Annotated in this window: 19 protein-coding genes; 11 read left to right on the forward strand and 8 right to left on the reverse strand. The window is 35.0% G+C overall.

Features of this window, described 5'->3' with window-relative positions:
• Positions 1-173: 173 nt before the first annotated feature.
• The 7 genes from msrB (at position 174) to FQU21_RS09970 (ending at position 9,388) form a co-directional block, all read left to right on the forward strand.
• Positions 174-626, forward strand: a complete 453-nt coding sequence (gene msrB, locus FQU21_RS09940; protein WP_147677846.1) for a peptide-methionine (R)-S-oxide reductase MsrB — start codon at positions 174-176, stop codon at positions 624-626.
• A 50-nt stretch (positions 627-676) separates the two neighbouring features.
• Positions 677-1,219 (forward strand): peptide-methionine (S)-S-oxide reductase MsrA, encoded by a 543-nt coding sequence (gene msrA, locus FQU21_RS09945; RefSeq protein ID WP_147677847.1) that lies wholly within the window; start codon positions 677-679, stop codon positions 1,217-1,219.
• Between the two features lie 37 nt (positions 1,220-1,256).
• A complete protein-coding gene (locus tag FQU21_RS09950) occupies positions 1,257-2,819 on the forward strand; it encodes a protein adenylyltransferase SelO (protein ID WP_147677848.1) in 1,563 nt (520 codons plus the stop codon).
• Between the two features lie 24 nt (positions 2,820-2,843).
• The gene (locus FQU21_RS09955; RefSeq protein WP_147677849.1) at positions 2,844-3,788 is read left to right on the forward strand and encodes an aldo/keto reductase; all 945 of its coding nucleotides are present in this window, start codon (positions 2,844-2,846) and stop codon (positions 3,786-3,788) included.
• A gap of 9 nt (positions 3,789-3,797) precedes the next feature.
• Positions 3,798-4,286: a peptide-methionine (S)-S-oxide reductase gene (locus tag FQU21_RS09960; RefSeq protein WP_147677850.1), complete on the forward strand. Its 489-nt coding sequence runs from the start codon at positions 3,798-3,800 to the stop codon at positions 4,284-4,286.
• 46 nt (positions 4,287-4,332) lie between these two features.
• Entirely contained in the window at positions 4,333-5,556 is a 1,224-nt protein-coding gene (locus tag FQU21_RS09965) for a bifunctional alpha/beta hydrolase/OsmC family protein (RefSeq protein ID WP_147677851.1), read from the forward strand.
• A gap of 127 nt (positions 5,557-5,683) precedes the next feature.
• A complete protein-coding gene (locus FQU21_RS09970) occupies positions 5,684-9,388 on the forward strand; it encodes a metallophosphoesterase (RefSeq protein WP_147677852.1) in 3,705 nt (1,234 codons plus the stop codon).
• Between the two features lie 7 nt (positions 9,389-9,395).
• On the opposite strand, the gene FQU21_RS09975 is transcribed toward FQU21_RS09970, so the two are convergent.
• The gene (locus tag FQU21_RS09975) at positions 9,396-10,241 is read right to left on the reverse strand and encodes a hypothetical protein (RefSeq protein WP_246124818.1); all 846 of its coding nucleotides are present in this window, start codon (positions 10,239-10,241) and stop codon (positions 9,396-9,398) included.
• Positions 10,242-10,288: 47 nt separating this feature from the next.
• Here FQU21_RS09975 and FQU21_RS09980 point away from each other — a divergent pair, with 47 nt between their 5' ends.
• A complete protein-coding gene (locus FQU21_RS09980) occupies positions 10,289-11,500 on the forward strand; it encodes a BaiN/RdsA family NAD(P)/FAD-dependent oxidoreductase (RefSeq protein ID WP_147677853.1) in 1,212 nt (403 codons plus the stop codon).
• A gap of 95 nt (positions 11,501-11,595) precedes the next feature.
• Here the strand turns inward: FQU21_RS09980 and FQU21_RS09985 are convergent, their stop codons facing one another.
• Positions 11,596-12,000, reverse strand: coding sequence for a Tim44 domain-containing protein (locus FQU21_RS09985; protein WP_147677854.1), 405 nt, complete (start codon positions 11,998-12,000; stop codon positions 11,596-11,598).
• 98 nt (positions 12,001-12,098) lie between these two features.
• The gene (locus tag FQU21_RS09990) at positions 12,099-13,361 is read right to left on the reverse strand and encodes a 3-deoxy-D-manno-octulosonic acid transferase (protein WP_246124819.1); all 1,263 of its coding nucleotides are present in this window, start codon (positions 13,359-13,361) and stop codon (positions 12,099-12,101) included.
• A gap of 129 nt (positions 13,362-13,490) precedes the next feature.
• On the opposite strand from FQU21_RS09990, the gene FQU21_RS09995 reads away from it, so the two are divergent.
• Together FQU21_RS09995 and galE are read left to right on the forward strand one after the other, a co-directional pair.
• The gene (locus FQU21_RS09995; RefSeq protein ID WP_147677855.1) at positions 13,491-14,642 is read left to right on the forward strand and encodes a DegT/DnrJ/EryC1/StrS family aminotransferase; all 1,152 of its coding nucleotides are present in this window, start codon (positions 13,491-13,493) and stop codon (positions 14,640-14,642) included.
• Positions 14,635-15,657, forward strand: coding sequence for a UDP-glucose 4-epimerase GalE (galE, locus tag FQU21_RS10000; RefSeq protein ID WP_147677856.1), 1,023 nt, complete (start codon positions 14,635-14,637; stop codon positions 15,655-15,657). The genes FQU21_RS09995 and galE overlap by 8 nt, the downstream gene beginning before the upstream one ends.
• Before the next feature lie 154 nt (positions 15,658-15,811).
• On the opposite strand, the gene lspA is transcribed toward galE, so the two are convergent.
• The 4 genes from lspA to FQU21_RS10020 all read right to left on the reverse strand — a co-directional run bounded on the left by lspA (position 15,812) and on the right by FQU21_RS10020 (position 19,840).
• On the reverse strand, positions 15,812-16,327 hold the full coding sequence (lspA, locus tag FQU21_RS10005; RefSeq protein ID WP_147677857.1) for a signal peptidase II: 516 nt from the start codon (positions 16,325-16,327) through the stop codon (positions 15,812-15,814).
• Positions 16,328-17,221 (reverse strand): ACP S-malonyltransferase, encoded by an 894-nt coding sequence (gene fabD / locus FQU21_RS10010; protein WP_147677858.1) that lies wholly within the window; start codon positions 17,219-17,221, stop codon positions 16,328-16,330. It abuts the gene before it with no gap.
• A 98-nt stretch (positions 17,222-17,319) separates the two neighbouring features.
• The gene (locus FQU21_RS10015; RefSeq protein WP_147677859.1) at positions 17,320-18,876 is read right to left on the reverse strand and encodes an NAD(P)/FAD-dependent oxidoreductase; all 1,557 of its coding nucleotides are present in this window, start codon (positions 18,874-18,876) and stop codon (positions 17,320-17,322) included.
• Positions 18,877-18,913: 37 nt separating this feature from the next.
• Positions 18,914-19,840 carry a dihydrofolate reductase gene (locus FQU21_RS10020; protein WP_147677860.1) on the reverse strand — a complete coding sequence of 309 codons (927 nt, stop codon included), beginning with the start codon at positions 19,838-19,840 and terminating at the stop codon, positions 18,914-18,916.
• Between the two features lie 295 nt (positions 19,841-20,135).
• On the opposite strand from FQU21_RS10020, the gene FQU21_RS10025 reads away from it, so the two are divergent.
• Positions 20,136-20,432: an isoamylase early set domain-containing protein gene (locus tag FQU21_RS10025; RefSeq protein ID WP_147677861.1), complete on the forward strand. Its 297-nt coding sequence runs from the start codon at positions 20,136-20,138 to the stop codon at positions 20,430-20,432.
• A 67-nt stretch (positions 20,433-20,499) separates the two neighbouring features.
• On the opposite strand, the gene FQU21_RS10030 is transcribed toward FQU21_RS10025, so the two are convergent.
• The gene (locus FQU21_RS10030) at positions 20,500-21,324 is read right to left on the reverse strand and encodes a thymidylate synthase (protein ID WP_147677862.1); all 825 of its coding nucleotides are present in this window, start codon (positions 21,322-21,324) and stop codon (positions 20,500-20,502) included.
• Positions 21,325-21,344 lie beyond the last annotated feature (20 nt).

Raw genomic sequence — 21,344 nt, forward strand, 5'->3', positions numbered from 1 at the left:
GTACAAAACTTTAAAAGATGAAATTAGAATTACTATAGTAACGATGATATTTGTCGTAAATTTCGTGAATGCTTTCATATTTAAGAGCGATTTGGGAAATAGTAAGATTTATATTTCATTTTCGACTAAATATTCTAATAAAGCATCTATTAAATTAAAAGAAAGGAAAAAGTATGCTAACTTGGAAAGACATTATTAATTTTTCAGTAAAAGGAAATCCAAAACCGGATAAACGTGTAGAAAAAACTGAAGCCGAATGGAAAGCGCTATTAACGCCAGAGCAATTTAGAGTAACACGTCTAAAAGGAACGGAGCATCCGCATAGTGGTGCGCTTTGTACAGTTCATGATGCTGGTAAATATAATTGTGTGTGCTGCAATACACCACTTTTCGATTCTACTATAAAATTTAGCTCCGGAACGGGATGGCCTAGTTTTACCCAACCTATAAAAGAAAATGCGATTAAATACGAGCGCGATACTACTTTGGGTATGGTGCGTGTAGAAGTGATGTGTAATGTTTGCGATGCGCATTTAGGGCATGTTTTTCCCGATGGTCCAGAGCCTAGCGGGTTGCGCTATTGCGTGAATTCGGAATCTATGCAATTAGAAAAGGCTGAGCTTTAATTCATATACCAATCTGTTTTTTTAGAACAACAGGTTTAAATTTTAAACACATGCAAAATAAAAATATACAATTAGCCACAATTGGAGGCGGCTGTTTTTGGTGTACCGAAGCCGTTTTTCAGGAAGTAAAAGGCGTGGAAAAAGTAGTATCAGGTTATGCTGGTGGACATGTTCCTGGGCATCCAACGTATCGGGAAATTTGTTCTGGTTTAACCGGGCATGCCGAGGTGATTCAAGTGACTTTTAATGTAGATGTTATTTCATACGCAGATCTTTTAACTATTTTTATGACCACTCACGATCCTACTACTTTAAACAGACAAGGTGCAGATAAAGGCACGCAATATCGTTCTGTAATTTATTATCATAATGAAGAACAAAAGCAAATGGCTGAAATTGTTTTAAAAGAAGTAAAACCTTATTTTGAAAACCCGATAGTTACCGAAATAACGGAATTACCTCAGTTTTTTCAAGCCGAAAAAGAACATCAAAATTACTACAGAGAAAACCAAACACAAGGCTATTGCAGTTTTGTAATTACACCGAAATTGGCTAAATTACGAAGTATGCATGCCGATAAATTGAAGGGATAATATTTTTAAATCTATCTCCTTTCAAAATTAGAATAGTATGAAACTCAACATAAAAGACACTTTTAATACTCAATTACCAGCCGATCCTAATCTTGAAAACACAAGACGTCAGGTGGAAAAAGCTTGTTTTTCTTTTGTAACACCAAAGCAAACGGCAAAACCAGAGTTGTTGCATGTGTCTCCAGAAATGCTTGAAAATTTAGGTTTAACAGCAGCAGAGGCTAAAAGTGAAACCTTTTTAAAGGTGTTAACAGGAAATGAAGTTTACCCAAACACAAAGCCTTTTGCTATGTGTTATGGCGGGCATCAATTTGGACATTGGGCCGGGCAATTAGGCGATGGTCGAGCTATTAATTTATTTGAAGTTGAGCATAACCAGCAACATTGGGCGGTGCAGTTAAAAGGATCCGGTGAAACACCATATTCTAGAACGGCCGATGGTTTGGCGGTGTTACGGTCTTCCATTCGGGAGTATTTATGTAGCGAAGCCATGTTTCATTTAGGCGTTCCAACAACGCGAGCTTTGTCTTTAGCATTATCGGGCGATCAAGTTTTACGGGATATGCTTTATGATGGGAATTCGGCTTACGAAAAAGGCGCTATTGTTTCTCGAGTTGCACCTAGTTTTTTACGTTTTGGAAGTTTTCAAATATTAGCGGCTAGAGGCGATGCTGAAACTTTAAAACTATTGACAGATTATACCATATCTAACTTTTTTCCAGAGTTAGGAAAACCTTCAAAAGAAACCTATATCGCATTTTTTAAAGAAGTTGCTCAGCGCACTTTAAAAATGATTGTGGATTGGCAACGGGTAGGTTTTGTGCATGGCGTTATGAATACCGATAATATGTCTATCCTTGGTTTAACTATAGATTACGGGCCTTACGGCTGGTTAGAAGATTTTAGTTATGGCTGGACCCCAAACACCACCGATAGTCAACATAAGCGTTATCGTTACGGAAATCAACCCAATATGGGACTTTGGAATTTGTACCAACTCGCCAATGCCTTGTATCCGTTAATTGAAGATGTGGAACCGTTGCAAGCTGTTCTCGATAGCTATCAAACCGGTTTCGACACGCAATCTTTAAGGATGATGCGGAATAAATTAGGGTTTGAAAATGAAGCTGAAAATGATAAAATTTTAATTCAGCAATTAGAAGAAAATTTGCAGTTAACTGAAACGGATATGACGATTTTCTTCAGAAATTTAAGTCGTTTTTCAGAAGAAAATCTTTCCGAAGGTATTTCAATCATTAAAGATGCGTTTTATAATTTAAATGAAGTTGAAGGTGAGATTGAAACAAAATGGCAGACTTGGTTTAAAAGTTATGCCAAACGTTTAAAAGTAGAAACGGTTTCTTCCGAAGATAGAAAAATTCAAATGAATAGTGTTAACCCAAAATACGTGCTTCGTAATTATATGTCGCAATTGGCTATTGATGATGCCGATAAAGGGGATTATAAATTAATTGATGAACTCTTCAATCTTTTGAAAAAACCATACGATGAACAACCAGAACATGAAAAATGGTTTGTAAAAAGACCAGAATGGGCGCGCCATAAAGTGGGCTGCTCTATGTTATCTTGTAGTTCGTAAATATAAAAATTAAAAGAAAAACAAATGCAATTAGGTTTAGGAACAGCAGCTTTAGGACGACCGCAATATATAAATGTGCGTCAAAATCCTTCTAATACATCAAATTTAGAAGCTTTTAAAAATGAAAGTTTTTCGGTTTTAGAAAATGCTTATAATCTTGGGGTTCGGTATTTTGATACGGCGCCAGGTTATGGTTTGGCGGAACAATTACTGCTGGATTGGTTAAAAACTAAAGATGATGATACTATTGAAATCGCTACAAAATGGGGGTATACCTATACCGCAAATTTTGATCCCAATGCTAAAGTTCACGAAGTTAAAGAGCATAGTTTAGAAAAACTGAAAGAACAATGGGAGGTTTCTAAACAGTTTTTACCGTATTTAAAAGTGTATCAAATACATTCCACAACGTTTGAAACGGGCGTGTTGGAAAACCAAGCTGTTTTAGATTATTTGGCTTTTTTAAAAAAGACGCACCGTATAAAAATGGGAATTACGACTACGGGAACTAATCAAGTAGAGGTTTTAAAAAGGGCTTTAACCGTTGAGGTTGAAGGAGAGCCGTTATTCGATATTTTTCAAGTCACGTATAATTTATTAGACCAAAGTTTAAAAGATGTTTATAGTATTTTGGCTAAGGAAAATAAATCGATTGTTATAAAAGAAGCTTTGGCCAACGGACGCGTTTTTAGGAATAAAAACTATCCGAATTACGACGAAATGTATCAGGTTTTAGAGCGTTTAGCAAATCAATATCAGGTTGGTATAGATGCTGTTTGTTTACAGTATTGTGCGCAAACTATTCCGGGAAGTATGGTGTTAAGTGGCGCAGGTAATAACACACAGTTGCAAGAAAATTTAAAGGTGAACACTTTTATTTTATCCCCTTTAGAATTGGAAGAACTGTCAAGTTTTAAAGCCAATGTATCTGAATATTGGGCAGAACGCAAAGCACTGCAATGGAACTAATGTTTTAAAATGAAGACGCTCTCAAAAATAGCTTTAGGTGGTGGTTGTCATTGGTGCACCGAGGCTGTTTTTCAAGCTTTAAAAGGTGTTGTAAAAGTAGAACAAGGTTATGTGGCTTCCGTTGAAGGAAACACCTCGTTTTCCGAAGCTGTGATTGTTCATTTTAATGAAGAAAAGATTGCTTTATCAGTTTTAATTGAAATTCATTTGTATACCCATAAAAGCACGAGTAATCATTCTATGCGCGATAAGTATCGATCTGCGGTTTATACATTTTCCGAAGTACAAGAAAAGAAAGCTATTCACATTTTAAATGATTTTAAAAATATTTTTGAAGACGAAATAATCACTGAAATTTTACCTTTTTCAGAATTTAAAGCATCGCGAGAGGCCATTCAAAATTATTATAAAAAGAATCCCGAAAAACCATTTTGCAAACAGTTTATTAACCCGAAATTAAAAGTATTAGTCGACAAATTTTCAAAATATGTTAATTAATGTTAAGGAAACCGATTTATAAACGACTGATATTCAAAATTAATTCATGAGGAGCACTAGACTAAAAATAGAAAATAAAAAAGGCTTAATGTTACAGGCACAATTAGAGTTGCCGGCAAACCAAAAGCCGAATCATTATGCCATTTTTGCACATTGTTTTACATGTACAAGTTCGTTAGGTGCTGTAAAAAATATTAGCCGCGCCTTAACAAATTATGGTTTTGGAGTAGTACGTTTCGATTTTACAGGTTTAGGAAGAAGTGAAGGTGAATTTGCCGATAGTCATTTTTCGGCTAATGTTGAAGATTTGATAGCTGTGAGTGATTTTATGTCGTCTAATTATGGCGCACCATCGTTGTTGGTTGGGCATTCTTTAGGTGGAGCAGCAGTGCTTTCGGCCGCAGCAAAGTTGGATCATGTAAAAGCCGTTGCAACCATTGGAGCACCATCTACTGTAAGTCATGTTACGCATTTATTTTCTCACGGTATAGATGCCGTAAAAGATAAAGGAGAAGTTGAAGTTAATATTGGGGGAAGGCCTTTTAAAATTGATAACGAGTTTGTTGAAGATTTTGGTAAAACCGATTTGCCGTCCATCGTTAAGGGCTTAAGAAAACCGCTGTTAATTATGCATGCGCCAACAGATCAGGTGGTGGGGATTAAAAATGCCGAAGAACTTTATCATAAAGCACAGCACCCAAAAAGTTTTGTAACTTTAGATGATGCCGACCATTTATTATCAAATTCAAGAGATAGTATTTATGCGGGAAATATGATTGGAACTTGGGTGCAACGTTATTTTAAGCCTCAAGAAAATGATATGTTGGAAACCAATGGCGAACAACTTGTTGGGCATTTAAATCTTACTGAAGATCATTTTACTACTAACATACAGTCCAAAAACCACAGCATGATTGCCGATGAGCCAGCCTCTATTGGTGGTGATGATTTTGGCCCTTCGCCTTACGAATATTTAAATGCGGCTTTGGTAGCTTGCACAGCTATGACATTAAAAATGTATGCCGAACGTAAAAAATGGGATTTACAAGAGGTTTTTGTTTACGTGACACATTCTAAAAAACATAGTGACGATTTAGGTTTAGATTTGGAAAAACCATCCTATTTAGATCATATCACCAAAAAAATTAAGTTGGTTGGAGATTTAGATGAGACTCAAAAAGCACGATTAAAAGATATTTCATCACGCTGCCCAGTGCATAAAACACTAGCGAGTGGCGTTATTTTTAATACCACTCTTATAGAGGAATAAGCATTCTACTGCCTTGGTGTTTATAATGGTTTGGACTATTAAATTGATTAAGGTCGTTTTCTTAAGTGATATCATCAAGATTCTCTTTTTAAACAATTATTTTTGTAAAAATTAATATCCGTTAATTATGACTAAAACTTTACGCTACATTATATTATCTTTTTTAGTGTTTTTTATAAATGCCTGTGCCACTTATAAAACGCAAATTAATGATGTTGCAAATGTTCAGTTTCCTAATAAAGAACTTAGTTATTCGTTTTATTTAATTGGCGATGCAGGAAATTCTCCAATAGGTTCGGAATCTGCGGGACTTAAGGCTTTCAGAAATGAAATTAATAATGCACCAGAGCAAAGCACCGTATTGTTTTTAGGTGATAATATCTACCCAAAAGGGTTTCCGAAAAAAAGCGACAAAGGTCGTGAATTTGCAGAATATCAAATGAAAATTCAAACGGATGCTGTAAAGAATTTTAAAGGTGAAACTATTTTTATTCCGGGAAATCACGATTGGTATAGTGATGGGTTAAAAGGTTTAAAACGTCAAGAAAATTATGTTGAAGACGTTTTAGGGAAAAACACCTTTTTACCTGAAAATGGCTGCCCGATTGAGAAAGTAGAAATTTCCGATGATGTTGAAATAATTATTGTAGATACCGAATGGTATTTGACTAATTGGGATAACCACCCAACAATGAACGATGATTGCGAAATAAAAACGCGGTCGCAATTTTTTGAAGAATTGGAAAGTTTGATAAAAAAAGCGAGAGGAAAATCGACCATACTGGCCTTGCATCATCCCATGTTTACTAATGGTTCGCACGGTGGTGAGTATAGTTTTAATTCAACTTTAAAACCCATACCGGTATTAGGAAGTTTAAAAAATTTACTTCGAAAAACTACTGGAGTTTCCCCTGCTGATTTACAAAATAAAAGATACAATGAATTAAAAAAGCGTGTGGTTACATTGGCTCAAGAAAACGAAAAAGTAATTTTGGTTTCAGGTCACGAGCATAATTTACAGTATTTAGAGCAGAGCAATTTAGTACAAATAATTAGTGGTGCTGGATCTAAATCTACGCCAACTAGAAATGTGAACGATGCTTTTTCTACAAGTGAAGCTGGTTATGCTCGATTGGATATTTTTAAAGACGGTTCATCATTTGTTCGGTTTTATTCAGCTAAAGAAAATAAAGTTGTTTATCAAACAGAAGTGTATGGACCAGATATTAGAGAAGATAAATCAATTTACGAAAATACATTTCCTAAAACAGAAACAGCATCTATTTATAGCGCCGATGAGGTGGATAAAGGTGGTTTTCATAAAGCCATTTGGGGCGATCGTTACCGCGAATTTTATGGCACAAAAATAGAAGCGCCTACGGTAAATTTAGATACTTTATTTGGAGGTTTATCGCCGTACAGAAAAGGGGGTGGGCACCAATCTAAATCTTTGCATTTAATCGATGAAAACGGAAAACGCTATGTGATGCGGGCACTTAGAAAAAGTGCTACGGTGTATTTACAGGCTATGGCGTTTAAAGATCAATTTATAAAAGGCGAATTTGAAGGCACCTTAACCGAGAGTATTCTTTTAGATTTTTACACGGGATCTCACCCTTATGCAGCCTTTGTAACCGGCGATTTATCCGATGCGGTTCAATTATTTCACACCAATCCAACATTGTATTATGTGCCAAAACAAAAGGCATTGGAAGATTTTAATACTAGCTTTGGTGATGAGTTATATATGATTGAAGAACATGTTTCCGATGGTCATGGCGAAGTCGCTAGTTTTGGTTATGCTAACAAAATTGAAAGCACTTCCGATTTAATGAAAAAACTTCGAAAAGACGAAAAGTATCAAGTTGATGAAGTTACTTTCCTTAGAGCCCGTTTATTCGATATGGTTATTGGAGACTGGGACAGACACACCGACCAATGGCGTTGGGCTGAGTTTGAAAATAAAGAAACCAACCAAGTGATTTATAAACCTATTCCACGAGATCGGGATCAGGTATTTTCCATTATGGGCGATGGTGGATTAATGCAAATAGCCACTCGAATTATTCCGCCTTTAAAACTTATGGAAGGCTTTGATGATGATGTTAGAAATATTAAAGGTTTCAATTTTAGTCCGTATTCTTTGGATATTGCTTTACTAAATAAAACGAGTAAAGCCCAATGGGAAGAACAAATTAAGTTCATTCAAGACCATTTAACCGAAAGCGTTATTGATAAGGCTTTTACTAATTTTCCGAAGGAAGTCCGAGAGGAATCCATTGCAGAAATTAAGAAAACGTTTATCGAGCGTATTAAAAATTTATCAACCTACGGCATGGACTATTACGAGGTTATAAACCATTGCGTAGTGATTGTAGGTACAGATAAAGATGATTTATTTGAAATTGAAAGATTGCCAAATGGTACAACAAAGGTAACGGCAAGCCGAATAAAAAATGGTGAAAAAGGAATGGTGTTTTTTGAGAATACTTATTCGAAAGAAGACACTAAAGAAATTTGGGTTTACGGTTTAGATGATGAAGATGAATTTAAAGTTTTTGGTAGTGGAGACCACTTTATTAAAGTACGTTTAATTGGGGGACAAAATAACGATACCTATACTGTTGAAAATGGTAAAAAAGTGCGATTCTACGATTTTAAATCGAAAAAAAATACCATCGAAACAAATTTAGGAAGCAATAAACTCACCGATGATTATGAAACCAATGTCTACGATTTTAGAAAATTAAAAAACAGTACCAATCAATTAGTTCCTATTATAGGTGCTAATCCAGACGATGGGTTTAAAATGGGGGTTTTAAATACGCATACAAATTATGGTTTCGATCGTAACCCATTTAGTTCGCAACATATTTTTGGAGCAGCCTATTATTTTGCAACTAGCGGATTTGATTTTGAATATACAGGCGAGTTTGCCAATGTTTTAGGATCATGGAATTTAGGGTTAAATGCTAAATTTACAAGCTCCAATTATGCTATTAACTTCTTCGGTTTTGGTAACAGTACTCCCAATTTAAATGTGGACGATGAGGATACTTATAGTTTAGATTATAACCGTGTTAAATATAGTACACTGTCTTTTGCGCCGTCTTTAAATTGGCGTAGTCATTTAGGGAGCCATATAAAAGTAAGTGTAAGTTATGAGGATATAGAGGTTGAAGAATCATCCAATAGATTTATAAATACATTTTATATTGAAAATGGTGCTGAAAATCATAAGAAATTTTTAGGCGCCAATGCGTTGTATTCTTATCAAAACAAAGATAATAAGGCGTTCCCAACCTTAGGAATGCAAACGAGTTTACAGGTTGGGTATAAAACAAATGTAGATGAATCTAAAGGGTTTGGATATGTAATTCCAGAACTTGGTTTCGATTATAAACTCATTAAGAGTGGGAATTTGGTATTAGCAACGAATGCCAAAGCGCATCTTATTTTTGGCGATGATTTCGAGTTTTATCAAGCCGCAAATATTGGGGCTAATAATGGTTTACGTGGGTATAGAAACGAACGGTTTTCGGGTAAAAATTCGTTTTACCAAAGCACCGATTTACGTTTAAATCTTACCGAAGTTCGTACGGCTTTTTTACCTTTAAAAATAGGTGTTTATGGTGGTTTCGATTATGGTCGTGTTTGGATTGATAACCATTTAGTTCTCGATGGTAATGCCGCATTTAATTCCAATAAATGGAATACTTCTATGGGTGGAGGTGTGTTTGCCAATGCCTCAGATGTTGTAACTTTAAATGTATCGGCCTTTAATAGTGACGATGGTTTGCGCTTCGCTTTTAAAGTTGGTTTTGGGTTTTAAAAACACATTATTTTAAATGGAATTGATATAAATTCCCTTCGCTACCATGGGCTTTTTCGTCTGTAATATATAGCGTGTTGTTGTTGTTAAAACATATACTTTCCTTTTGAGAGATGCGTCCATTAAGTGGTATTTCAGTAGATGTTCCGTTAAAGAAATCGTCACCTTTAAAATTTGTAAAGGTCCAAACCGATTTCGGACTTAACAATACAACCGTTTTACCATCGTCACTAATATCAGCCGATGTAATCCAGCAATCCATATCGCTACAGGTATTAAATGTTCCTAAAAGTTCGGCAACATGTTTCCCTTTTTTAGCAGGAACTTTGTATAAAGTGGTTTTCCCAAAATCCTTTTCTACTCGGCTTTTTGTAAATAAGTAAAAGTTGCCATTGAAATAGAAAAAGGCTTCACAATCAAAATATAAGTTTTTATTTTTAGGTGGAAATTTCTTTTGGTTGGGGTAGCTAAAAGAAATACGATCAACGTCAATTTTACCTTTGTCGTTTAAGGCTTTCTTTTTAACTTTTAATATGGATAGGTTTTTACGTTTACTATCGTTGTTTCCAAAATCACCAATATAAAGATTGCCTTCTTCATCCGAAGTTAAATCTTCCCAATCGTTATTTTTTGCGTCTATTTTTAATTCTTCTTTTATGTTGCCTTTAGCTGAAACACCGTATAATTTTGATGCATTCCCACCGTCATTCAACATCCAAATATAATCGGAGTTTACTGTGGTTTCCGTTCCAGAAACTTCATCTAAAGATTTCGGTAATTCGGCAAGAAATTTAATGTTCTCATTTTCGCAACTTGCGTTTAAGATTAATAATAATATAATAAGTTTGTTCATTTATGCTTTAAAATTTAAATGGTAAATTTACTGAGTTTTTTAAACTTATGAAGGAATACAATGTTATAATTATTGGAGGAGGTGCTGCAGGTTTTTTTAGTGCTATTAATATTGCGGAACAAAACCCCGATTTAAAAGTGGCTATTTTAGAACGTGGTGGCGAAGTACTTACCAAGGTTAAGGTTTCTGGTGGCGGACGCTGTAATGTTACGCATGCCGAATTTATGCCAGAAGAATTGGTGAAAAATTATCCGCGAGGTGAAAAGGAATTGCGTGGACCGTTCCATCAATTTATGACGGGCGATACTATTGAATGGTTTGAAAACAGAGGCGTACCGCTTAAAATCGAAGACGATGGACGTATGTTTCCCGAAAGTAACTCCTCTCAAACTATTATAGATTGTTTTTTAGGTGAAGCAGAAAAATATGGCGTAGCAATTTTTAAGAATCACGCCGTAAAAACGATAACACATTTCGAATCTTCATATCAAATTGAAACCACTCAAGGTGATTTTTCAGCAGAAAAAGTGGTGATTGCTACAGGAAGTAATCCTAAAATTTGGAAAGTTTTAGAAGGCTTAGGGCATACGGTTTCTCAGCCTGTACCGTCGCTTTTTACATTCAACATAAAAGATGAGCGCATTACGGAGATTCCCGGTGTGGTGGCTTTAAACGTAGAAATAAAGGTGGTAAATACTAATTTAAGGAGTGAAGGGCCGTTATTAATTACGCATTGGGGCATGAGTGCGCCTGCCATCTTAAAGTTATCTGCTTTTGGGGCGATAGAATTAGCAAAACGGGATTATAAATTTCAAATTGAAGTTAATTTTATTCGTCAGGATTTTGAAAGTTGTTTAGATGTTTTAAAAACAACGAAACAGGATTTAGCAAAAAAAACGGTTTTTAAATCTACGGAATTCGATTTACCAAAACGCCTTTGGCATAAATTGGTTTTGGCTTCGCAAATAACCACCGAAACCCGTTGGGCAGATTTAAATAAAATGCAATTGGAAGCTTTAACAAATCAGTTAACCGCTGCCGTTTTTAGTGTCGATGGAAAGAGCACCTTTAAAGAAGAATTTGTTACGGCCGGTGGAGTGAATTTAAAAGAAGTGAATTTTAAAACCTTTGAAAGTAAAAAACACGAAAATCTCTATTTCGCTGGTGAAGTTTTAAATATTGATGCCGTTACAGGTGGTTTTAATTTTCAGAATGCTTGGACCGGCGGATTTATTGTGGCTAAGGCTATTTCTAGTTAGAATACGTTTTTATCGACATATAGCGTTCATTATAATGCATAAAAAAACCACCCAATTAAAGGTGGTTTTTTCGTTTTGTTTAAAGTAATAATAAATTAGTTTTTTAATTTATTAGCTTCAGCTTTCACAGCATCGGCAGCTTTATCTATTTTTTTTCCTGCAGCATCAACCGTTTTATTAACAGCTTCTCCAGTTGCTTTAGCGGCATCATTTACAGCTTCTCCTGCTTTGTTAGCAGTGTTTTCTGCAGCATCAACGGTTTTGTCAATAGCATTTCCTGTTGCTTCAGTAGCACCTTCTAAAGCTTCTTCAGTAGCTTCGGTTGCATTTTTAACAGCATCACTTGTAGTTTCAGCAGCATCTTCTATCGCGTTTTCAGTAGCTTCAGCAGCATTTTCCATAGCATCTTTAATAGAGTCACCTTTTTTCTCATCTCTACATGATGTAAAAGACATGCCTAAAGCTACTAATAGAGCTGCGCTAAATAATAATTTTTTCATTTTTTTTGTGTTTTAGAGTGTTAATTTTAATTATGAAATTAATACCTAAATTGAAAAAAAGGGTTAATTATAGTTTCGCTTTTAGTATCAAATTCATGCTATATACGTAGATAGTCTAGTATTTGGATGACGGCACCTTTGTTTTTTTTGATATATTTTGAATTATTTTCGCCAGACGACGTTCTAAAGATTGAATTTTCAATCAATTTATCCAAAATTGCATTAAATTCTTGCTGAGTTTCAACTGAAAACAATCCTTTTATGTCTATCATAGCCTGGGCTTCTGGAAAATTTTTATGGTTTTTTCCTATAATAATAGGAATGCCAAATACGGCGGGCTCTAAAGTGTTGTGTAGTCCTGTGTTTCCCATGGCGCCACCAACGTAGGCAATATCGGCGTAGTTGTAAATTTTAGTAAGTATACCAATAGTGTTTACAATAAATACCTTGGCATTTTTTAGGTTAGCTCGGTCTTTTTCGGAATATAAAACCGTATCCACTTTTAAGTTTTCTTGTAACTGATTTATTTGTCCATCTTTTATATTATGTGGTGCAATTATAAATTTGATGTCTGCTGAAGGTTTTGAATTTATATAATTAGAAAGCATTTTTTCGCCCTCAGGCCAGGTGCTTCCAGCAACAATACAAAGTTTATTGTCTTTAAAGGTTTCAATAAAATCGAGTGTATTATCCAATTCTAATTGGCTATAAACACGATCGAAACGGGTATCTCCAGATACCGAAACGGCATTATAGTTTATAGATTCAAGTAAATGTTTAGAGGTTTCATTTTGTGTAAAAATATGTTCGAAAGCAAATAACGCCCCGCGTAAATTTCCGCCATAGCATTTAAAATACGATTGATTTTTTCTAAAAGCCGCCGAAATAAGAATAGCGCGTAAGTGTCTTCGTTTTACTTCATTTAAAAAATTTGGCCAAATATCATATTTCACAAAAATAGTGAGTTCGGGGTTTACGATATCTAAAAAGTTTTTGGCGTTCTTTTTAGTGTCCATGGGTAAATAGACCACAATATCTGCAATGGGCGAATTTTTTCTAATTTCATATCCCGAAGGAGAAAAAAATGAAAGTACAATTTTATGCTTTGTATAATGTGCTCGTAGTTTTTTAAATACGGGTAAACCTTGCTCGTATTCCCCTAAAGAAGCACAATGAAACCAGAGGGTTTTATCGGTTTTACCAAGTCCTGTATTTAATGTTTTAAACGTGTTTTTTCTGCCCATGACACCACTTTTAATTTTGGCGTTAAATGGAGCAATAGCTTTTAAAGCTAAATCGGCTAAATGGATGAGTATGTTATAAATAAAACGCAACTTTTTTTCTTTGCTGCTAAAATACATTCTTTAAAATAAATTGATTGGTTGGCGTGAATGAATTTTGTAAATTCGTAGCTGTTTAAATTTAAATAAACAAACGAAAGGAGTGCTTTAAAATAAGTCTTTTTTATATAGGGCTTAAATTTATTTTAGATGAAGAAAATTCAAATGGTTGACCTTAAAGGTCAGTATAACGATATAAAAGATGTTATAAACCCTACTATTCAAGAAGTTATTGAAACTACCGCATTTGTAAACGGACCACAAGTTCACAAATTTCAAAGTAATTTAGAGCAGTATTTAGGGGTAAAACACGTAATTCCATGTGCCAATGGTACCGATGCTTTACAAATTGCTATGATGGGCTTGGGTTTAAAACCGGGCGATGAGGTTATAACTGTCGATTTTACTTTTGCTGCAACAGTTGAGGTTATTGCTTTACTGCAATTAACGCCGGTTTTGGTCGATGTTAATGAAGATGATTTCAATATAAATATAGAGGCTTTAAAAAAGGCGATTACACCAAAAACTAAAGCAATTGTGCCTGTACATTTATTTGGACAGTGTGCTAATATGGAAGCGGTAATGGAAATTGCGGAAGCCAATAATTTATTTGTAATTGAAGATAATGCGCAAGCTATTGGAGCCAATTATACTTATAAAAATGGTGAAAAAGTAAAGGCAGGAACCATTGGGAATGTTGGAGCTACTTCATTTTTTCCTTCTAAAAATTTAGGTTGCTACGGGGATGGGGGCGCTATTTTTACAAATGATGATGCTTTGGCACATACCATTCGTGGTATTGTAAATCATGGTATGTACGAACGTTATCATCATGATGTCGTTGGCGTTAATTCTCGTTTAGATAGTATTCAAGCTGCAGTTTTAAATGCTAAATTACCGCATTTGGATACTTACAATAAGTCGAGACAAGCAGCAGCTACAAAATATACTAAAGCTTTTGAGGGGATTTCAAGTATTACGACCCCTAAAGTTAATAACTGTAACGAAATTTGTGATACCTGTGATTGCCATGTATTTCATCAATATACTTTACGCGTAAAAGGTGTTGATAGAGATGCTTTAGTAAAACATTTACAAGCACATGATATTCCTTGCGGGGTATATTATCCAATTCCTTTGCATTTACAAAAGGCCTATTTAGATTCTCGATATAATGAAGCCGATTTTGCGGTAACAAATCAGTTAGTAAAAGATGTGATTTCTTTACCAATGCATACCGAATTAGAAGATGATCAAATTGAACACATAACATCAACGATAATAAAATTTATACATGGATAAAATATTAGTTACTGGCGGGCTAGGGTTTATTGGTTCGCATACGGTTGTAGAATTACAAAACGAAGGTTACGAGGTTGTAATTATTGACGATTTATCAAATTCTTCAGAAAATGTATTGGACGGTATAACGGCCATTACTGGGAAAAAGCCTGTTTTTGAAAAATTAGATTTAAAAGAAAAAGACAAGGTTGAAGCCTTTTTTGCAAAGCATAATGATATAAAAGGTGTGATTCATTTTGCAGCGAGTAAAGCGGTTGGTGAAAGTGTAAATGAACCATTGATGTATTATGAAAATAATATAGGAACATTAGTTTATATTTTAAAAGAATTGCGAAAATTGCCATCGGCAGGATTTATTTTTAGCTCATCTTGTACGGTTTACGGACAAGCAGATGAGTTACCAATTACCGAAAATGCGCCAGTAAAACAAGCGGAATCGCCTTACGGGAACACCAAACAAATTGGAGAAGAAATTATTAAAGATACTTGTAAAATCTCTCCTAATTTAAAAGCCATTGCGTTACGTTACTTTAATCCCGTTGGTGCACATGAGTCGGTTGAAATTGGTGAATTGCCTATTGGAGTGCCACAAAATTTAGTACCATTTATTACGCAAACGGCTATTGGTTTACGTGAGCAACTTTCTGTTTTTGGGGACGATTATCCAACACCTGACGGTACTTGTATTCGTGATTATATTCACGTTGTAGATTTAGCAAAAGCGCATGTTATAGCTTTAAAACGTTTACTAGAAAATAAGAATAAAGCCAGTTATGAAACCTTTAACTTAGGAACAGGAACAGGAAGTTCTGTTTTAGAAGTTATTAAATCTTTTGAGAAGGTTTCTGGTGAAAAATTAAATTATAAAATTGTAGGAAGAAGAGAGGGCGATGTTATTTCTGCTTATGCAGACACCCATAAAGCCAATGATGAATTAGGTTGGAAAACACAATTGTCTCTCGATGATGCTATGCGTTCTGCATGGAAATGGGAATGTAAAGTAAGAGGTAAATAAATTTTAAACCTTCAATTAAGAATATAAAAAAGCCGTTTGAAATTAATTTCAAACGGCTTTTTATTTTTTATAAAATTGATGTCTAATAATTATCAAGACAGCAAATTAGCTCAATCCTTTAGAGTTTAAAAGCACAGCGAGTCTATAAATCTTTTTATACTTCAGTTTTCTTCTTTTTCTTAAAACTCATAAATACCAAAATAATCATTCCAGCCGTCACCGACATATCGGCGAGGTTAAAAATACCGGTTCTAAAAACACCTCCTAAATCAATAAAGAAAAAATCGGTTACAGAGCCATAAACGACGCGGTCGTAAACATTAGCAATTCCGCCACCTATAATACTTGCAAAAGCAAAAAGCGACCAATTATCTAAACTGGTATCTTTTAAAATATGACGTAAAACAAAAGCTAAAACCACGATAGGTAGAATGAGTAATAAAATAATTCTAAGGGTTGGGTTTAAATCGCTTCCCATGCCTAAAAAAGCGCCCGTATTTTCAACATTCATCATAATGAAAGCATCGCCTATTAAAGAAATACGTTCGCCTGGATGCGTGTCGGTACGACCAACAATAGTATTTCGAACTAATACTTTCGAAATTTGATCGGCAGCAATAGTTAAAATAATAACGGCAAAAATGTAAATGGAGCGTTTGGTAAGTTTCATTTACTTCGAGGTATCTAAAGTTGCAGAAGCGGTTTCTGAAGCTCTATTAATTTTTTTCACTAAACCTTGAAGTACTTTTCCTGGCCCCACTTCAGTAAATAAAGTAGCACCATCTGCTATCATTTGTTGTACAGATTGTGTCCAACGTACAGGCGCAGTAAGTTGCGAAATTAAATTGGCTTTTATTTCCGATTCATCGGTAATAGCAGTGGCTGTTACGTTTTGATAAATGGGGCAATTTGGTTTGCTGAAGGTTGTGTTTTCAATGGCTGCTGCTAATTCTTCACGAGCTGGTTCCATCATTGGTGAGTGGAAAGCACCACCAACAGGTAATACTAATGCTCGACGTGCTCCGGCTTCTTTTAAAGCTTCGCAAGCTTTGTTTATAGCCTCAACTTCTCCCGAAATTACTAATTGACCCGGGCAGTTGTAGTTTGCTGCAACAACAACACCGTCGATGTCTTGGCATACTTTTTCAACAGCAGCATCTTCTAAACCTAAAACGGCGGCCATAGTACTTGGTTGTATTTCGCAAGCTTTTTGCATGGCGATAGCACGTTGAGAAACGAGTTTTAAACCGTCTTCAAAGGTTAAAGCACCAGCAGCTACTAACGCAGAGAATTCACCTAAGGAATGTCCTGCTACCATATCAGGTTTAAAGTTTTCACCTAATGTTTTTGCTAAAATTACAGAGTGTAAAAATATAGCCGGTTGGGTCACTTTGGTTTCTTTTAAGTCTTCCGCAGAACCTTCAAACATCACATCGGTAATGTGAAAGCCTAAGATATCATTAGCTTTTTCGAATAAACTTTGTGCTAAAGGTGAGTTTTCATAAAGGTCTAAACCCATTCCTGAAAATTGTGCGCCTTGGCCTGGAAAAATATATGCGTTCATAAGTTAATCTATTTTTAGTGTGCAAAAATAAGAATTATTAACTATTATCTATAGTTTTAATGGTTTTAGCTAGATTTCTAATAAAAATCAATATAGAATTATAAGTTTCTGGTTGCAGCTTCAGCACAACGTTCGCCATCCATAGCGGCAGAAACAATGCCGCCAGCGTATCCGCCACCTTCCCCGCAAGGGAATAAGTTTGAAATTTCAGGATGTGCTAGGTTGTCTTTTCTAGGAATAGATACGGGCGATGAGGTTCGAGATTCTACACCAACAACGTTAGCTTCTTCGGTGTGATATCCTTTCATTTTTTGTCCAAATGCTTGGAAACCTTTTCGTAATCGGCTTCCAATAAATTTTGGTAAAAGGGAATGTAAAGGTGCTGAGTTTAATCCGGGTTGATATGAAGTAGGATTTAAACTAGACGATAACTTACCGTCTACAAAATCGGTTAAACGTTGCGCGGGTGCGACTTGACTTCTTCCGCCTGCGGTAAAAGCTAAACGTTCTAAATTCTTCTGATATTCTAAACCTTTCAATACCCCAAATTTTTCATATTTTGGTAAATCTTTGTGCACATCAATCTCAACAACAATACCTGAATTCGCAAATAAATTATTTCGTTTCGATGGCGACATACCATTAACGACCACTTCACCGTTTGCAGTTGCGGCCGGAACAATAAATCCGCCAGGACACATACAGAATGAGTATACCCCACGATGGTTAACTTGTTGTACCAATCCGTAAGAGGCGGCGGGTAAAAGCTCGTGACGATCGCCAGAGCAATGGTATTGAATAGAATCGATAATATGTTGCGGATGCTCTACACGAACGCCCATGGCAAATGATTTTGCTTCTAAAGCGATGTCTTTTTTATGAAGTAAATAAAAGATGTCTCGTGCGGAATGCCCGGTTGCTAAAATGACTTTATCAACAGGGATTTCTTCTTTATTTAAAAGCTGAATGGCTTTAATAGTATTATCCTTTATAATGAAATCGGTAACACGGGTTTCAAAATGTATTTCGCCACCATAATTTAAAATGGTTTCCCGAATATTCTGAACCACTTTTGGGAGTTTGTTTGTCCCAATATGCGGATGAGCATCAACTAAAATTTGATCGGTTGCCCCGTGAAACACTAAGTTTTCAAAAATACGACGCACATCGCCACGTTTTAAACTTCGGGTGTATAATTTCCCGTCGCTATAGGTTCCTGCGCCACCTTCGCCAAAACAATAGTTGGAATCTTCGTTTACAAAATGATCCTGGTTTATGGCTTTTAAATCGCGACGACGGTCTTTTACATTCTTTCCGCGCTCTAAAACAATAGGTTTAAAACCCAATTCTATACAACGCAAAGCGGCATACATACCTGCGGGACCAAAACCAATAATATGAACAGGTTTAGCTTTAGAAACATCTTTATAATCAAAGGTGTAATCTGAATCTTTTGGTAAAGCTTCACGAATATATACGGCGACTTTATAGTTGAGAATTATTTTGGGTTTTCTAGCATCAATAGATTTTCTTAAAACTTTTACGCCAGTAATATCTTCGCGGTCAATATCTAATTTTAAAGCAGATTTTAAAACTAAAATATCACTGCGTTCTTCTTCTTTTAATGTAATACGAAGCTGAAGTTCTTTTACCATAACTATTAAATAGGAAATCTAAATTTAGGGATGCTTTTTATTTTCTTTGGTAAGTTAAAAAGGTGAATTCGTAATCATGTTTTCCATCTTTACTATGAAATTTATGCGCTGTTTCTTTCCAAACGGTAGGATCTACTTTTGGGAAATAGGTATCGGCATCAAAACTTTCGTGAACTCTTGTCAGTTCAATTTTATCAGCAATAGCCATAGCTTGTTTATAAATTTCACCACCACCAATAATATAGGGTTGAGAATCTGTTTTACAGGCGTTAACGGCTTCTTCTAGGCTGTTTACAACAACAACGCCTTCGGGGACTTTATAGTCGGTTTGACGTGTAATAACCACATGCGTACGGTTTGGTAAAGGTTTTGGGAAGCTTTCAAATGTTTTGCGCCCCATAATAATGTGGTGATTATTTGTTAGGGTTTTAAAACGTTTTAAATCGTCGCTTAAATGCCAAATCAATTTATTGCCTTTTCCAATGGCATCATTTTCTGCGGCAGCAACAATAATAGTAAGTTCTTGTGTTTTGGAAGTCAATGCGTTGTTTACTTGTTGCTCATTTTTAAAGACTTCACTTTTGATAATATGTTTTTCTTCCTTTTCAAGCTTTGTTTTTAAAACTTCAATACGCGCTTGTTGTTTTGCTACGAGTTTTTCCAATTGTTGCTTTTCCCAAGCTTTTCCCATGAATTTCTGTGTGATAAATACATTTAAAAAATGGTAAATAAAGAAAAATGACCAAGCAAGAATGGCGTATAAAAACCAATCTTTACCAAAAGGTGTTACATTTTTTCCAATGCCTAAAACGGTGTTAGCAATAATTAAAAAAACAGCACCAAGAAGAAAGATGACAAAATGTATGTACAATCTTTTCTTTTGTCTAATGCGTTTCTGTGCATTTTCTATAAGTTCTAATTGGTCCTTATCGATTTGAGTATTGGGCTTTTTTTTTCCGAACATGATGTAAAAATAATAGATGTAAAGTTATAACTTTTTAATGATATGCCGAAGTTTATTTAAACTGTCGTATTTTCTGGGAATAGAGGTGTTTATGTGATTAAAACCCATTGAAAATCAATATAAAAGATGGTTTTTTAATTGTTAAATTTATAAAAATCATCCTTATTTTCTTATTTGCATTAAATTAATTAGAATGCATATTATTAAAATGATAATTTTTTGATGTTAAGCAATCTAAATAGTATTTCGTTTGAAAACTTTTTTAAATTTGTATTATAAAACAACATATTTGACTATGGCTATTAAAAAACAATTTTTAAAAAGTAAACCCGTTTGTAAAGTTACTTTTAGTATAGAAGCAGAAGAAGCAAAAAAAGTTTCTGTTGTTGGAAGCTTTAATGAATGGGATGAAAAAGCAACACCGCTTAAAAAATTAAAAAACGGAACTTTTAAAGGAACTGTAGATTTAGATATTGAGAATTCATACGAGTTTAAATATGTAGTTGATGGTGATTACATTAATGATACTGAAGCAGATTCTTATGTATGGAGTGATTTTGCTTCTGCTGATAATAGTGTAGTTACAGTTTAATAAATATACAATATTTTATATAAAAAAGGCTTTCTAAATTATTTAGAAGGCCTTTTTATGTTTTATATTAAATGGCTACTTTTCCTTTAATATGAGGGTGTGGGTTGTAATCTTCTAAAGTGAAATCACTAAAATCGAAATTGAAAATATCTTTAATTTCAGGATTGATTTTCATTTTTGGTAACGGACGAATATCTCTTGAAAGTTGTAATTCTAATTGTTCAAAATGGTTGCTGTAAATATGAGCATCACCAAAGGTGTGGATAAATTCCCCAGCTTCGTAACCACAAACTTGCGCCACCATCATGGTGAATAAAGCATAGGATGCAATATTGAACGGTACGCCTAAAAAGATATCGGCACTACGTTGATAAAGTTGGCAGGATAGTTTTCCGTTGGCGACATAAAATTGAAAAAAAGCATGACAAGGCGGGAGTGCCGCTTTGCCGTTGGCAACGTTTTCACTAAACGATTTTGAATTATCTGGTAAAACCGATGGATTCCATGCAGAAACGAGCATCCGTCTACTATTTGGATTGGTTTTTAAACTTTCAATAACCTCTTTAATTTGATCGATATCATCACCATTCCAATTACGCCATTGATAGCCGTAAACAGGACCAAGATCGCCATGGTCATCGGCCCATTCATTCCAAATGCGAACACCATTTTCATTTAAATACTTGGTGTTGGTATCTCCTTTTAAAAACCAAAGCAGTTCGTAAATTATAGATTTTAGATGCAGCTTTTTTGTGGTTAACATCGGGAAACCTTCACTTAAATCGAAACGCATTTGATAACCAAAAACACTTTTAGTTCCTGTACCAGTGCGGTCTCCTTTTTCATTTCCGTTTTCTAAAACGTGTTTTACTAAGTCGTGGTATTGTTTCATATTTAATGGTTCGCCAAAGC

The sequence above is a fragment of the Algibacter pacificus genome, from assembly GCF_008033385.1.
Lineage (GTDB): Bacteria > Bacteroidota > Bacteroidia > Flavobacteriales > Flavobacteriaceae > Algibacter > Algibacter pacificus.